12 protein-coding genes are annotated in these 13,437 nt (G+C 71.6%); 5 read left to right on the top strand and 7 right to left on the bottom strand.

Going from position 1 to position 13,437, the window contains the following annotated elements:
* Positions 1-2: 2 nt before the first annotated feature.
* Positions 3-1,373: an alpha/beta hydrolase family protein gene (locus tag KV106_RS33205; protein ID WP_261215785.1), complete on the bottom strand. Its 1,371-nt coding sequence runs from the start codon at positions 1,371-1,373 to the stop codon at positions 3-5.
* A 2-nt stretch (positions 1,374-1,375) separates the two neighbouring features.
* Positions 1,376-4,069: a tannase/feruloyl esterase family alpha/beta hydrolase gene (locus KV106_RS33200; protein WP_261215783.1), complete on the bottom strand. Its 2,694-nt coding sequence runs from the start codon at positions 4,067-4,069 to the stop codon at positions 1,376-1,378.
* A gap of 216 nt (positions 4,070-4,285) precedes the next feature.
* Between KV106_RS33200 and KV106_RS33195 the strand changes: the two genes are divergently transcribed.
* Together KV106_RS33195 and KV106_RS33190 are read left to right on the top strand one after the other, a co-directional pair.
* Positions 4,286-5,218 carry a LysR substrate-binding domain-containing protein gene (locus KV106_RS33195; protein WP_261215704.1) on the top strand — a complete coding sequence of 311 codons (933 nt, stop codon included), beginning with the start codon at positions 4,286-4,288 and terminating at the stop codon, positions 5,216-5,218.
* Positions 5,215-6,210: a Bug family tripartite tricarboxylate transporter substrate binding protein gene (locus tag KV106_RS33190; protein WP_057595295.1), complete on the top strand. Its 996-nt coding sequence runs from the start codon at positions 5,215-5,217 to the stop codon at positions 6,208-6,210. The genes KV106_RS33195 and KV106_RS33190 overlap by 4 nt, the downstream gene beginning before the upstream one ends.
* A 27-nt stretch (positions 6,211-6,237) precedes the next feature.
* Here KV106_RS33190 and KV106_RS33185 read toward each other — a convergent pair whose 3' ends face one another.
* The 3 genes from KV106_RS33185 to KV106_RS33175 all read right to left on the bottom strand — a co-directional run bounded on the left by KV106_RS33185 (position 6,238) and on the right by KV106_RS33175 (position 8,017).
* Positions 6,238-6,798 (bottom strand): putative glycolipid-binding domain-containing protein, encoded by a 561-nt coding sequence (locus KV106_RS33185; protein ID WP_057595296.1) that lies wholly within the window; start codon positions 6,796-6,798, stop codon positions 6,238-6,240.
* 69 nt (positions 6,799-6,867) lie between these two features.
* The gene (locus tag KV106_RS33180; RefSeq protein ID WP_261215703.1) at positions 6,868-7,146 is read right to left on the bottom strand and encodes a contact-dependent growth inhibition system immunity protein; all 279 of its coding nucleotides are present in this window, start codon (positions 7,144-7,146) and stop codon (positions 6,868-6,870) included.
* Positions 7,147-7,168: 22 nt separating this feature from the next.
* On the bottom strand, positions 7,169-8,017 hold the full coding sequence (locus tag KV106_RS33175) for an RNase A-like domain-containing protein (protein WP_057598104.1): 849 nt from the start codon (positions 8,015-8,017) through the stop codon (positions 7,169-7,171).
* A 152-nt stretch (positions 8,018-8,169) separates the two neighbouring features.
* Here KV106_RS33175 and KV106_RS33170 point away from each other — a divergent pair, with 152 nt between their 5' ends.
* Together KV106_RS33170 and KV106_RS33165 are read left to right on the top strand one after the other, a co-directional pair.
* Entirely contained in the window at positions 8,170-9,360 is a 1,191-nt protein-coding gene (locus KV106_RS33170; RefSeq protein WP_057592928.1) for a Y-family DNA polymerase, read from the top strand.
* Positions 9,361-9,364: 4 nt separating this feature from the next.
* Positions 9,365-10,051 (top strand): TIGR02117 family protein, encoded by a 687-nt coding sequence (locus tag KV106_RS33165; RefSeq protein ID WP_261215702.1) that lies wholly within the window; start codon positions 9,365-9,367, stop codon positions 10,049-10,051.
* 144 nt (positions 10,052-10,195) lie between these two features.
* Here KV106_RS33165 and KV106_RS33160 read toward each other — a convergent pair whose 3' ends face one another.
* Positions 10,196-11,248, bottom strand: coding sequence for a purine-nucleoside phosphorylase (locus KV106_RS33160; RefSeq protein ID WP_261215700.1), 1,053 nt, complete (start codon positions 11,246-11,248; stop codon positions 10,196-10,198).
* Between the two features lie 134 nt (positions 11,249-11,382).
* On the opposite strand from KV106_RS33160, the gene KV106_RS33155 reads away from it, so the two are divergent.
* Positions 11,383-12,687, top strand: a complete 1,305-nt coding sequence (locus tag KV106_RS33155) for a DNA topoisomerase IB (protein WP_261215698.1) — start codon at positions 11,383-11,385, stop codon at positions 12,685-12,687.
* Here the strand turns inward: KV106_RS33155 and KV106_RS33150 are convergent.
* On the bottom strand, positions 12,633-13,310 hold the full coding sequence (locus tag KV106_RS33150; protein WP_057592922.1) for a hypothetical protein: 678 nt from the start codon (positions 13,308-13,310) through the stop codon (positions 12,633-12,635). The two genes, KV106_RS33155 and KV106_RS33150, sit on opposite strands and share 55 nt — an antisense overlap.
* Positions 13,311-13,437: the final 127 nt, after the last annotated feature.

Here is a 13,437-nt window from a genome sequence, read left to right as displayed (position 1 = left end):
GATCAGGGCGCGCGCGCCGGCACGCGGCTCTCGAGCGGCGGCGGCTGCCAGGCCGGCTGGATGTGGCAGCCGTTCCTGCCGTCGGTGTCGTAGCGCGGCATCAGTGCGGCGCAGCGCTGCGCGAGGCCCGCGGGCGTGGGCTTCTCGCCCTTGTCGATCCAGTCGAGCAGCGCGGCGAACAGCGCCGGGTACTCCGAATCGCTGAGGTAGCTGTGCTCGCGCTCGTCGCTGAAGCTCTGCACCAGCAGGTCGCCGGTGCCGGCCGCGTCGCGGATGCGGCGGTAGGCGTTCTCGAGCTCGACGAAGGCGGTCGGGTCGTGGATGGCATGCAGCCCCACGGTGGGCAGCGCGGTGCGGCCCGTGGGCTGGCTGTCGGCCGCGAGCGCGCCCTGGGCCTGCGGATCGGCCGCGTAGCGCGGCACGCCGGCGTTGAGCGCGGCCGCCTCGGCCGGCGCCGCGGCATAGCTCACGCCGACATTGCCGAAGGGATTGCGGCCCTGCAGCCGCAGCTGCGTCAGGTCCTGGAACAGCCAGGTGGCCCAGTTCAGGTGGCCGACCAGCGAGCGCTCGGGAATCTTCACCGCGGTGAGGATGGTCTTGAGCCGCGCGGCCTGCTCGGGCGTGCGCTGCGCCGCGGGCAGGCCCACGCCGGTGCACTCGCGCACGCGCTCGGCCAGCTCCTTGCGCGTGAGCTTCGCGTCGAGCGGCAGGCCCTGCCACAGCGGGTACTGCGGCTCGTCGGGCTTCGGATGGTTGCGGCAGACGTACTGGTAGACCACACGCAGGTCGAGCCGGAAGTCGTAGGCGCTGTTGCCGCCGCCGAGCACGCCGCTGGTCAGCAGCAGGCCGTCGTAGGGCCCCTTGGCGCCGCCGGCCGGCGCATAGAGCTCGGCCGCCTTCGCCGCCACGCCCGCGCCATAGCTCTGGCCGTGCAGCAGCGTGCGGCGCGGCTCGCCGAAATGGCGCACGAAGAGCTGGCGCAGGCGCTCGGTGTCTTCGGCCGCCATGGTCACGCCGTAGCCGCCGCGCCGGTAGGTGGAACCGGCCCAGGCATAGCCGGCCTTCACGGTGACGGCCCAGCGCTTGAGGTCCTCCTCGCTGCGCTCGAGCTTGGGGGGCCCGGTTTCAGGGCCGCCGTGCGCGTGCATCACGAGCACGCCGCGGTTCCAGTCCCTGGGGATCGCGATCCAGTAGAGCGCGCCCGTGCCGTCGGCACCGGTGTAGCAGCGCGCGCCCTCGGGGACCGGGGCCGGGCAGATGGCGGCGCGCGGTCCTTCGACGCGCGCGGCCTGCGCCGGCAGCGTGGCGAACAGGGCGGCGGCCGCGGTCAGCGCCGCCGCGAAGGCGGGGCGTGCCCGCCGCTCGAGATGCATCGTCAATGGCGTACTCCGAGTTGCAGCGCCGCGCTCGTGCCCGCGCCGGACACGAAGCCGAGCACGCCGCTGTTGAAGAGGAAGTGGTCCGGCGCACCGAGGCTGGATTCCACCACGCCCGGCACCGGCTTGTCGTAGCTCAGCGTCGCGGTCGTGCCCGCGAGATTGAAGCCGGTGCCGGCCACGGTGGCGGCGGCGTTCTCGCCCTTCACGCTGGCCATCACGTAGCTGCCGTCGGCCGCGCCCGCGGTCAGGCTCAGCTGCGTCGCATGCAGGCGCAGGCCGAAGCTGGTGGCCGATTCGCGCACCAGGTGCATCGGCACCGCGGCGCCGTTCACCAGGCCGATCACCATCGAGCCGGTGAGCGTGCCGCCGGTGGTGGTGGCGCCGCCGGTCGGCGCGGTGGTGCGCAGGTCGAAGGCATTGCGCGTGCCGTTCCAGGTGATGTAGCCCTTCTCGGTCTCGGTGCAGTTGGCGTCGTAGACCATGAAGCTGCCGGCATTGCCGGCCGCGCTGCGGCAGTACTGGAAGGTGCCCGCGTTGCGCAGCCGCACCGCGCCGGCATAGGCCACGGCGCTGCCGCTGCCCTGCTGCACGCCGACCGTGTTGAAGATGTTCGCGACCGGGTTGAACACCGCGGGCGAGGCCGAGTTCTCGAAGGTGTTCTGGAACGCGAGCAGCGGTGCGAAGCCGCCGCCGCTCGGCGCGTTCACGCCGCCCAGCAGCACGCCGCCCGGCGCGAACGCGAACGCCGCGCCGCTCTCGCCGCTGGTGTAGCTGCACTGCCCCTGCGACACCAGCGTGCCGCTGCGCGTGGTGCCGGCGGTGCGCTGCAGGCTGGCATCGACGGTGATGGTGTAGGCCATGGCGGCCGGGTCGATCTTCACGCTGAGTTCCTCGCCGAAGCTGTCGCCGCCCTTGTAGGTGGCGACGGCCGCGGGCAGGTTCGGGCAGGCCAGCGGATCGCCGACCTCGGTCACGCAGCTGTAGTTGACGGCCGCGTCGAGGCTGCCGCTGCCTCGGTACTTGGGCCAGGCCGGGAACTGGCACAGCGGGCGGGTGCGGCCGTAGGTGCCGGCCACCGCGTCCACCGCCACGCCGGTGGCGGGCGCGAGGCCGCCCTCGACCCAGCCCTCGAGCGCCGCGAGCGAATCCCAGTTCGGGATGAACACGCCGGTGCCGTGGCCCATGCCGGGCACGGTGTAGAAGCGCACGTTCTGGTCGACCGAGGCCTGGCCCACGGTGGCGATCAGCTGCTTGTAGTAGTCGATGGTCGAGTTCGGGCTGATCACCTCGTCGGCCAGGCCGTGCAGCATGATCAGCTTGCCGCCGTGCGCGAAGAAGGGCGCGAGGTCCGGGTTGGTGGCGTCGGTGAGATTCGACACCTCGGTCACGCGCGCGGCGTAGGCGCCGGGGTTCAGCGGATCGAAGGTCAGCGTGTCGAAGCCCTCGATGCGCGTCACGAAGTACTTCACCCACTGGTCGCCGGTGACGTACATGTTGGCGTCGGCCGAGGTGGCCGGGTTGGCCGGCACCTTGCGCGTGCCGAGGTCGCGCGTGGTGTACGGGCCCGCCACCAGCGCGCCTTCGAGCAGGTTGTAGCCGCCCGCGCGCTTCACGCCGTTGCCCAGTGCGTAGCTCGTGAACTCGAGCGGCGACTCGATGGTGCGCACGGTATCGAGCTGCGCGTCGGACAGGCAGCCGTCGCCGGTGTCGGTGCCGCCGGTGCAGCGCAGCGAGGCGAGGATCTGCGTGTTGAGCTGGCGGCAGCTCTCGACGTTGCTCACGATGCCGTCGGCCGCGCCGTCGAGCTTGTCGCAGGCCTGCAGCACGGTCCGCTGCACCAGCAGCGTCTTGGCCACGTTCATCCAGCCCGCGCCGCCGTTGTTGTAGAGCGCCCGGCCCACGGCCACATTCGACAGCCGCGTGCCCGTGTAGTTGAGCGCGGGCTCGTTGGCGATCACGCCGTCGTAGTCGAGCGGCCAGCGCTGGATGTAGCTCAGCGCGTCGCGCCCGCCGGTCGAGGTGCCGAGGAAGTAGGCCTTCTTCGGCTTGCTGCCGTAGCGCGCGAGCACCAGCGCCTGCGCCACGTCGCGCGTCTTCTTGAGCGACTGGCCGCCGTAGTTGGCGAGCTGCTCGTCGTTGGCGGCGAAGCGGCCGTCGGTGATGCTGCTGGCCTGATGGCCCGAATCGTCGCCATAGGTGGCATAGCCGAGCGCGAGCGGCGCGGGCTTTTCGCGCGGGCCGAAGCGGATCACCTCGGTGCCGTCGATCAGCACGCCATCGAAACCACCGCCGCCGAAGTGGATGGTCTTCTGGTTCCACTTCTCGGGCAGGTTCAGCGCGAAGTTGATCAGCTGCGAGTTCGGGTCCACCGGCTGGATGGTGCCGCGCACGCGGCAGTAGTCGCCGTAGTTGTTGCCGGCATCGCCCGCGGCCACCGCGGTGGCGCTGGTCACGGTGGCGCCCTGCGTGGGCAGGCTGATCTGCGAGGCGGCCAGGGTCATGCCGGCGAGTTCGGCGCAAGCCTTCGCGGTTTGTGCCGGCGGCGGGTTGACGGGCGGGTTGCCGCCGTCGCCGCCATTCGCCGGCGGGTTGACGGGCAGGAACGGAAAGCCGCCGCCCCCTCCTCCGCCGCCACCGCAGGCGGCCAGGATCAGCGAGAGGCCCAGCGCGGTGGCACCGGCGCGCAGCATGGAGGGAAGGCCGGGTCGGGTCGGCACGGATGTCGGCAAGGGGCGCGATGGGCGCATGGTCTTTGTCTCCGGAACACGGCCTCGCGGGGCCGTTCATTGAAAGTTGCCCCGCGGCCGCGACAAAAAACGCATCGGCTCGAAGGGGCGGCCGGACGATAGAAGCAGCCTGACCTGGGGTCAAATAAAATAAAAAGGCACTTTCGATATGAAAAAAATATGGAGATAAGACCGCTGCGCTACTTCGTGGCCGTCGCCGAGACCGGCCACATGACGCGCGCCGCCGAGCGCCTGGGCATCCAGCAGCCGCCGCTGAGCCAAGCCATCAAGGCGCTGGAACGCGAACTCGGCGTGCTGCTGTTCAAGCGCCATCCGCGCGGCGTGGCGCTGACCGACGCCGGCCGCCAGTTCCAGGCCGAGGCGCTGCGCATGCTGCAGGACATGGACGCGATGCGGCAGCGCATGGCGCGCGTGGCCAGCGGCCAGGCCGGCAGCCTGGCCGTGGGCTTCACCAGTTCGGCCGCCGCGCACCGCTTCGTGCCCGAGGCGCTGCGCGCGTTCCGGCGCGAGTACCCCGACGTCGAGCTGCAGCTCAGCGAGAACAACGCCGCCGAGATCACCGAGGCGCTGGCCGCGGGCCGCGTGCATTGCGGCCTGCTGCGCGTGCCGGTCGACCGGCCCGCGGGCCTGGCGTTCGAGACTTTGCTGCGCGAGCCGGTGCTGGTGGCGATGCCCAGCGACCACCGCTTCGCCACCGCGCGCAGCCAGCGCACGGCTTCCCGCCCGCTGCCGCTGGCGAAGCTCTGCGAGGAAGACCTGATCCTGGTGCGGCGCCCCGGCGCGCCCGGCCTCTATGCCGAGCTGCTCGCGCTGTGCCATGCCAAGGGCCTGCGGCCGCGCGTGGTGGCCGAGGTCGAACGCATGATGACCAACCTCAACCTCGTGGCCGCGGGCGTCGGGCTGTCGGTGGTGCCGGCCTCGATGACCGGCGTGCACGCGCACGCGATCGCCTATGCGCCGCTGGCCGATGGCGGCGCGCTCGACGCGCCGCTCACGCTGGTGTCGCGCGCCGACGAGGACAACCTGCCCGCGCGCCGCTTCGCCGCGCTGCTGCGCGGCCTCGCGGCCGGCGACGCGAAGGGCCGGCCATGACGCGGGCGCTGCATCGCCGCCTGCTGCTGGGCGCGGGCGCGTCCTTCGTCGGGCTCGCCGCGCTGGGCCTGTCGCGCGCCGGCGCGGCATCGGCCTGGCCCAGCCGGCCGGTGCGGCTGATCGTGGTCTACCCGCCGGGCGGCGTCAGCGACGGCATGGCGCGCGTGCTGGCCGAGCCGCTGGCGCAGTCGCTCGGCGTGCCGGTGCTGATCGAGAACCGGCCCGGCGCCGGCGGCAGCGTGGGCATGGACGCGCTCGCGCGCGCCGTGCCCGACGGCCACACACTGGCCTTCTCGGCCATCAGCCCGCTCACCCTGCATCCGCTGCTCGCGCGCGTGGCCTACGACCCGCTGCGCGCCTTCGTGCCGGTGGCCAGCCTGATGCGCACGCCCGTGCTGGTGGTCGGCACCCAGGCCTTCACCGGCCGCGGCTTCGGCGACCTGATCGCGCAGGCGCGCGCCCATCCGGGCGCGGTGCGCTGGGCCAGCTCGGGCGTGGCCACCATCGGCCACCTGGTGCTCGCGCAGGTGCGGGTGCAGAGCCGCACCGACATCACCCACATCCCCTACCAGGGCGGCGGGCCGCAGCTCAACGACGCGCTGAGCGGCCAGTTCGAGGTGCTGTCGACCAACGTCGCGGCGCAGCAGCTGCAGTACATCGAGAACGGCCGCTTCCAGGCGCTCGCGGTCGGCGCGCCGCGCCGCATCGAGGCCCTGCCCGATGTGCCGACGCTCGCCGAGCTCGGCTACGAACGCGCCAACCGCGATTCGCTGTTCGGCCTGTTCGCGCCCGCGCACACGCCGCAGCCCGTGGTGCAGCGGCTCAATGCCGAGATCCAGCGCCTGCTGCGCGGCGAGACGCTGCGGCTTCGGCTGCGCGAGGCCTACAACCTGCCGGCCGGCGGCAGCAGCGAGGACTTCGCGCGCGAGATCGCGCAGGACCGGCGGCGCAACCGGGCGCTGGTGGCGGGGGATCGCTCGCAGTTCGATTGAGGCCGCATCGCGCGGCCGGGGCGCAGCTCAGGCTTCGGCGACCCAGAGCCCCGGATAGTCGTGCACGAAGCCATCGGCCGTGACGCCCAGCACCGCCTCGTAGTCGAAGCGCTTCGCCACGTAGCGGTAGGCGTTGTCGCCGCGGCGCTCGTAGCGCTGCATCAGCTCGCCCAGCCCGCCGCCATCGAGGTCGATCCAGGCCGCGGGCGCGTCCGCGCCTTCGCCGTCCGACAGGCTGAGGCGGCGCAGCTGCAGCAGGTTGGTCGCGGGCGTGAAGCCCAGGTCGAGGTCGACGCAGTGCGAGAGATCGGGCACCGGCTCGTCGTTGAGCTTCCAGCGGCCCTGCGCGTCGCGCGTGATCGAGAGGTCGACCGTGCTGTCGCCGAGCCAGCCGCGCACCGTGCCCCATTGCGCATGCCAATGCAGGTCGCAGCGCACGCGGTAGTGCAGCTGCGCCACGCGGCCGTCCTCGGCGCGGAAGGCCGAGGCGCCGTCAAGCTGCCAGGCGCTGGCGTTGCGTTCGAGACGGCAGGCATCGTGGCCCGGAACGTCGAGCCTGCGCCAGAGGATGGAAGCGACGGTTTGCATGGGGCGGATGATGGCTCCGGCCGTGGACCCACGCAAGCCTTGGCCTTATGCCGCGATGGGAGGCCGTGCCTACTGCACCGCCGCCAGCACCTTGTCGAAGAACTCCGCCGCCGTACGGCCGAAATCCTCGGGCAGGTAGTCGCGCTCGAAGTCGCGCGCGAACGCGGCCTCGACGTCGTCGTGCGAGCCCCGGTAGTCGGCGATCTCGGCACGCAGCGCGGCCAGTTCGGCCGGGGTGCTCGATTCGCGGTACGAGGCCATGATCTCGGCGCCGGTCTCGCCGAAGAGGATGTCGGCGTCCTGGCCGAAATAGACCTTGGTCAAGTGGTCGATCAGTTCGAATCGCATCGTGGTTTCGTTGTACTGGCTGTCAGAACGGATGGGCGGTGAGGATGTAGAAGGGCTTGCCGTTGTAGGCCTTCATGTTGAGGGTCACGCGCACCTTGGTGAGCTGGCTCACGGCCGTGCTGCCGCGCTGCACGCCGATGCCGACCACGGTGCCGATGTCGTGCTCGAAGGCCACCGGCTTGGAGCCCACCTGCGCCGAGCGCGACCAGGCGCGGATCGCGCGCGCATTGACGCGCACGGTCTGGCTGATGGCCGACTCGGCGGTGGCGAGATCGAAGAAGGACGAGGACTTCTGCAGGCTGGGCTTCTTCGCGAAGCGGTCGAACAGGTCCTGCGCCGACTTGCCGACGTGCTCGCGGATGGTGTGGCCGCCGGCCTTGGAACCGGCCACGCCCTCGTGCTCGATGAGGCGCACCGGCTCGAGCTTGAAGCGGCTCGCGCGCACCGCGATGACGCGCGACGCGGCCAGGCCGCCGGCCACGAACAGCGGCACCGCGACGTCGACCGCGAGCCCCACCTGCGCGCCGGTCTCGGGCGAGGCGCCCATGGCCTGCGCGGCGGCATCGGCCGTCATGGAGGTGGCGGTGCGCTGCGAGCGGCCGGTCCAGACCTGGCGCGCGGCGGTGGCGGTGACGTCGCTGCCGTGGGCGCCGAGCACCACGCAGCCGACCTTGCTCGCCATCGTGGGTTCGGGCGCGACGCACAGCACGCCCGCGCCGACCAGCTCGAGCACGCCGCCGACCAGCGCCGCGGTGCCCCAGAGCCGGTTGCTGAGGCTCGCCGACTCGGGCACGTCCTCGCCACCGAGCACCGCCGCCATCTGCACCGGCGTCAGCGCGACCGAGAGGCCGCCTTCCTCGTCGTCACCCATGGCGCATTCCTTTCCGTTGTCCTCGCGGGGGATTGAAATTCCGATGCATTCTTGCACGGCCCGGGCGAACATCGGCGCAGCGCGAGACAATCGTTACCGTGAGTTCCAAGCCTGCCGCCACGCCCCCGATCCGCCGCATCGCCCACCTCGACATGGACGCCTTCTACGCGTCGGTCGAGCTGCTGCGCTATCCGCAGCTCAAGGGCCTGCCGGTGGTGATCGGCGGCGGCCGGCGCAGCGTCGACGAAGCGATCCGCCACCTGCCGCCCGGCGGCACGCTGGCCGACATCCCTGTCGATGCCTTCGCGCGGCTCAAGGACTACGTGGGCCGCGGCGTGATCACCACCGCCACCTATCCGGCGCGGCAGTTCGGCGTGGGTTCGGCCATGGGGCTCATGAAGGCCGCCAAGCTGTGCCCGCAGGCGATCCTGCTGCCGGTGGACTTCGAGGAGATCCGCAAGTACTCGCGCGGCTTCAAGTCGATCATCACCGACATCGCGCCGCTGATGGAGGACCGCGGCGTGGACGAGGTCTACATCGACTTCACCGAGGTGCCCGGCGGCCAGCGCGAAGGCGGGCGCACGCTGGCGCGGCTGATCCAGAAATCGATCTTCCAGGCCACCGGCCTGACCTGTTCGATCGGCGTGGCGCCCAACAAGCTGATCGCCAAGATGGCGAGCGAATTCAACAAGCCCAACGGGATCTCGGTGGTCTACCAGGACGACATCGAGACGCGCATCTGGCCGCTGCCCTGCCGCAAGGTCAACGGCATCGGCCCCAAGGCCGACGAGAAGCTCAAGCGCCTGGGCATCGAGACCATCGGCCAGCTCGCGGCCTGCGAGCGCGGCTGGCTGATCGACCACTTCGGCAAGTCCACCGGCGCCTGGATGCATGAGGTGGCGTGGGGCCGCGACGATCGCCCGGTGGTGACCGAGAGCGAGCCGGTCTCGATGAGCCGCGAGACCACCTTCGAGCGCGACCTGCACGCGGTGCGCGACCGCGCGGAACTCGGCGAGATCTTCACACGGCTGTGCGAGAAGGTCGCCGAGGACCTGCGGCGCAAGGGCTACGTGGGCAAGACCATCGGCATCAAGCTGCGCTACGACGATTTCAGGATCGCCACGCGCGACCAGACCATCGACCGTTTCACCGACGATGCGAAGACCATCCGCCGCACCGGCGGCCTGTGCCTGAAACGCGTGCCGCTCGAACGGCCGCTGCGCCTGCTCGGCGTGCGCGTGGGCGCGCTGGCGCGCGCGGGCAGCCCCGAGGCGCTGGCACCGGCCGGCGGCGCGCAGCGTTCGGCCGCCGCGCCCGAGTCGGCCACCGCCTCGCTGTTCTGACGCCATGGCCTTCATCGCACGCTGGCTGCGCCGCTTCTCGCTGCTGCTGCTCGGCCTCGTGGTGCTGATCGCGCTCTATGTGGGAACGGCCTTCGCGCTGGTGTTCTGGCCCAGCCATGCGAAGACCGCCGCGCCGGCCACGCCCTACGTCGAGGCCTGGGTGCTGAGCAACGGCGTGCACACCGACTACGTGTTCCCGGTGCGCTCGGCGCTGATCGATTGGCAGAAGCTGTTCCCGCTCGCGGACTTCCCGGCCGTGCCGCCCGGTGCCGAGTACGTGGCGCTGGGCTGGGGCGACCGCGAGTTCTACCTGCACACGCCGACCTGGGCCGACCTCACGGCCGCGCGCGCGCTGGGCGCGCTGTCGGGCCGCAACCGCGCGCTGCTGCACGTGAGCTATCTGCGGCGCGACCAGTTCGGTTCCGGCGCGTTCCGGCTGCCGCTGTCGATGCCGCAGTACCTGCGCCTGATCGAGCATGTGCGCAGCACCCTGCCCGCGGGCCAGGCGACGGCCATCGCGGGCGCGCACTACAACGCGCAGGATGCCTTCTACGAGGCCAACGGCGCCTATCACCTGTTCGAGACCTGCAACACCTGGACCGGCCGCGGCCTGCGCCGCGCGGGCGTGACGGTCAGCCGCTGGACGCCGTTCGACTTCACGGTGACGTGGCATCTGCAGCGGGCGCCTTGAACAGGCTGAATACGGGCAGCCGAACGCAGAAGTCGCGAAGGCTTCGCAGAAGTCGCAGAAGGAAATCCAAAGGAAATTCTTCTGCGACTTCTGCGCCTCTTTTGTCTTCCTTCTGCGTTCGGCTGTCCGATCCCGATCCCGCTTTCAGCGCCGAGGCACCCCGCCCGCCCAATGCCCCCAGTTCGCCACGATGTGGTCGACCATGCGCGTGCCCACCAGCGCGATGTTCTCCACCGTCTCGGCGAAGCCGCCGGCCGTTTCGCCGGGCGCGGGGTCGAGATGCTGCAAGGTGGTCTCGTTGGGATTGCCCTGGTCGAAGTTGACCGCGCCGCGCAGGCTCATCACGCGGTCGGTGCCGTGGGTGCGCTGGATCACGAGCGTGATCGCGGCGGCCTCCATCTCGGTGATCACGTAGTCGTCGGCACCGTAGAGCTTCGCGATGTACTGCGCCTGGTTCGACATGCCGGGGCCGTGGAAGAAGGTGTCGCCCGTCATGTGAGTGCCGGTGCCGACGAAGGGCGCGCGGCGCGCCGCGGCATCGGGATAGCGCAGCCGGTAGCTGCGCGCCGATTCGGAATCCTTGAGCGGCGTGTCGGCCGTGAGCTTCATGGCCCAGCCGACGAGATCGGGGTTGAGCTTGAAGCGGCGGTACGACTCGTAGCCCTTGCGCGGCATGAAGGTGGGCTCGCCGGGCTTGTTCTCCTCGGGCGCCCAGCGGTGGCCGAGGTCGTAGTCGACCAGCCAGGTGGCCCAGCTGACCTCGCCGATGGTGCCGCGCGAGGGCGGCGTGCCGGCCACGCCCGAGATCACGTAGTAGGCCTGCGAGAAATCGAACTGCGGGTTCAAGAGGATCGCCTGCATCGAGGCCGAGGAATTGACCTTGCCCATGCCGAGCACCGCGCCGCAGACGCCGTCGGCATTGCAGTAGACGGGCTGCAGCGCGCCGGGCACGGCCATCGGCTTCGCGCCCTTCCAGTAGCGCTCGTACCAGTGCTGGAACTCGCCCGCGCGGTCGCCCGTGTTCTGGCCGATCTCGAACATGGCGGCGACGAACACCTTCACCTTCACGGGCAGTTCGGCGCGGGCCTCGGCGCCGGGCGCGGGCGGCATGGTGGCGGCGCTGGCGGCACCGGCCAGCAGCGCGGCGGTGGCCAGCGCCGAGAGGCGGGCGAAGCACAGGGAGGAGGAAAGCGGCATGGGGGAACTCCGTGGGTTCGAGGATGAGGGCAGGACACGCAAGCGCGGCCATCGCACCGGCGGCGCTCGCGGCGTCCTACAGCCGCGCATTGTCGGCGCTGGCACAACGGGCCTGTCTACACCACGCAACCACCATGCCGGACACAGCATCCTCCGCGAGACGGCCTCCGTCCAAGCCCACGCCGATCGCGAACGGGCTGGTCTACGTGAACCCCGACATGCCGGGCATCCGGCGCCTGCGGCACGGCGCGAAGTTTCGCTACCGCGACGCGCGCGGCCAGTGGGTGCGCGACGCGGACGAGCTCTCGCGCATCCGCATGCTGGCGATACCGCCGGCCTACGACGAGGTGTGGATCTGCCCGCTGCCCAACGGCCACCTGCAGGCCACGGGCCTCGATGCGCGCGGCCGCAAGCAGTACCGCTACCACGCCGACTGGCGCGCGCTGAAGGACGAGACCAAGTTCGACCGGCTCGAGGCCTTCGCGCGCGCGCTGCCGCGCATCCGCGCGCGGGTGCAACGCGACCTGCAAGCCGGCAAGGGCACGGGCGCGCCGGCCCGGGCGCAGGTGCTGGCCGCGCTGGTGCGGCTGCTCGACACCACGCTGATGCGCGTGGGCAACGAGGAGTACGCGAGCAGCAACGGTTCCTACGGCCTCACGACGCTGCGCAACCGGCATGCGGCGGTGAAGGGCGCGGCGCTGCGGCTGCGCTTTCGCGGCAAGAGCGGCGTGATGCACGAGGCCACGCTCGAGGACCCGCGCGTGGCGAAGATCGTGCGCGGCTGCCAGCAACTGCCGGGGCAGGCGCTGTTCCAGTACGTGGGCGAGGACGGCGAGCCGCACAGCGTCTCGTCGACCGACGTCAACGACTACCTCGGCGAGGCGGTCGAGGGCCAGAAGGGCCTGGGCGGCGAGCGCTTCACCGCGAAGGACTTCCGCACCTGGCACGGCACGGTGCAGGCGCTCGAACTGACGCGGCTGGCCTGCGAGCCGGGCCGGGTCGCCTCGGACGGCAGCCGCTACACCGCGAAGGACATCCTCGCGACCGTGGCGCGCCAGCTCGGCAACACGCCCGCGGTCTGCAAGAAGGCCTATGTGCATCCTGCCGTGCTGTCGCTGGGCAGCGCGCTCGCGAGCACCGAGGCCGATGCCGCCTCGGCCCTGCTCGAGCGCGTCGCGGGGCGCCGCAGCGCGCGGCCCTCGCGCGGGCTGCATGCGGCGGAGCGGCGGCTGCTGGCCTTCCTGCAGGCACACCGGCGCGAGCTCCAGGCCGCGACGCGGCAGCGAAAGAGCGCGAAGCCCGCATCGGGCCCGGCGACATCCCCGGGAACATCGAAGCACGCGCCGCTGGCGGTGCGCAAGGCCGCGCCAGCGCGGCCGCGTGTTCAGCCCGCGCCGAGCGAGAAGCGCACGCTGTCGCGCTCGAGCGCGATGCGGTAGCCGAGGTCCTCGGCCAGGCTCTGCAGCGCGACCGCGTCGATGGCCAGCGCGCGCGGCGCGCGGTGCGCATCGAGCACCGGATTGACGGCGCTGGCCTCGCGCGGCAGTGCCGCGAAGCGCAGGCCTTCGGCGCCGTCCGCCTCGATCCGGATCGCGCCGGCTTCGGGCGCGCCGTCGTGCAGGTAGCCGAGCGCGCCGAGGAACAGGTAGCGCAGCGCGGCCGCCGCGGGCCAGCGCTTGTCGTCCTCGCCGGCGGCGAGCGCATCGTCCACATCGAGCGACACGCCATGCAGGTCGAAGGCCGCGCGCATCAGCGCGACGCAGCGCGCCACGAGCGCGGCGCGCGTGATGCCGTCGTCGGTGGTGGCCAGCTCCCAGTCGCGCAGCGACCGGATGCCTTCGACCAGTTCGGACACCTGGCCGTCGACCAGGCCCATGCGTTCTTCGCTGGCGGCGCGATCGATGGTCTCGGCGGCGAGCTGGCGCTTGAGCATCAGCAGCGCCATGCGGATCACCGACACCGGCGCCGCCATGTCATGGCGCAGCGCGGGCAAGGCGCGGGTCAGGAGTTCGTGGCGCACGCCGGCGGCGATCCAGCTGCGCGCTCCGGGAGAGGTCTTCATCGCGCCGCGGCTCCGGCCGCGGGGGCGGCATGTGGATGGCGATGCCCGGAGGTCGGGCCGGCGAGGGAGGCGATGAGGAGGGGGAAGTTCAAGGGAGATGTCCCGGTGCGAGGCAAGCGACAGAGTA

It is taken from the genome of Variovorax endophyticus, from assembly GCF_025376855.1.
In the GTDB taxonomy this organism is placed as follows: Bacteria; Pseudomonadota; Gammaproteobacteria; order Burkholderiales; family Burkholderiaceae_C; genus Variovorax.
This window is presented reverse-complemented; position numbering and strand designations above follow the sequence as displayed.

Coding starts and splice junctions, on each gene's coding strand:
- KV106_RS33205 (WP_261215785.1), bottom strand. CDS start 1,373: ATGCATCTCGAGCGGCGGGCACGCCCCGCCTTCGCGGCGGCGCTGACC.
- KV106_RS33200 (WP_261215783.1), bottom strand. CDS start 4,069: ATGCTGCGCGCCGGTGCCACCGCGCTGGGCCTCTCGCTGATCCTGGCC.
- KV106_RS33195 (WP_261215704.1), top strand. CDS start 4,286: ATGGAGATAAGACCGCTGCGCTACTTCGTGGCCGTCGCCGAGACCGGC.
- KV106_RS33190 (WP_057595295.1), top strand. CDS start 5,215: ATGACGCGGGCGCTGCATCGCCGCCTGCTGCTGGGCGCGGGCGCGTCC.
- KV106_RS33185 (WP_057595296.1), bottom strand. CDS start 6,798: ATGCAAACCGTCGCTTCCATCCTCTGGCGCAGGCTCGACGTTCCGGGC.
- KV106_RS33180 (WP_261215703.1), bottom strand. CDS start 7,146: ATGCGATTCGAACTGATCGACCACTTGACCAAGGTCTATTTCGGCCAG.
- KV106_RS33175 (WP_057598104.1), bottom strand. CDS start 8,017: ATGGGTGACGACGAGGAAGGCGGCCTCTCGGTCGCGCTGACGCCGGTG.
- KV106_RS33170 (WP_057592928.1), top strand. CDS start 8,170: ATGGACGCCTTCTACGCGTCGGTCGAGCTGCTGCGCTATCCGCAGCTC.
- KV106_RS33165 (WP_261215702.1), top strand. CDS start 9,365: ATGGCCTTCATCGCACGCTGGCTGCGCCGCTTCTCGCTGCTGCTGCTC.
- KV106_RS33160 (WP_261215700.1), bottom strand. CDS start 11,248: ATGCCGCTTTCCTCCTCCCTGTGCTTCGCCCGCCTCTCGGCGCTGGCC.
- KV106_RS33155 (WP_261215698.1), top strand. CDS start 11,383: ATGCCGGACACAGCATCCTCCGCGAGACGGCCTCCGTCCAAGCCCACG.
- KV106_RS33150 (WP_057592922.1), bottom strand. CDS start 13,310: ATGAAGACCTCTCCCGGAGCGCGCAGCTGGATCGCCGCCGGCGTGCGC.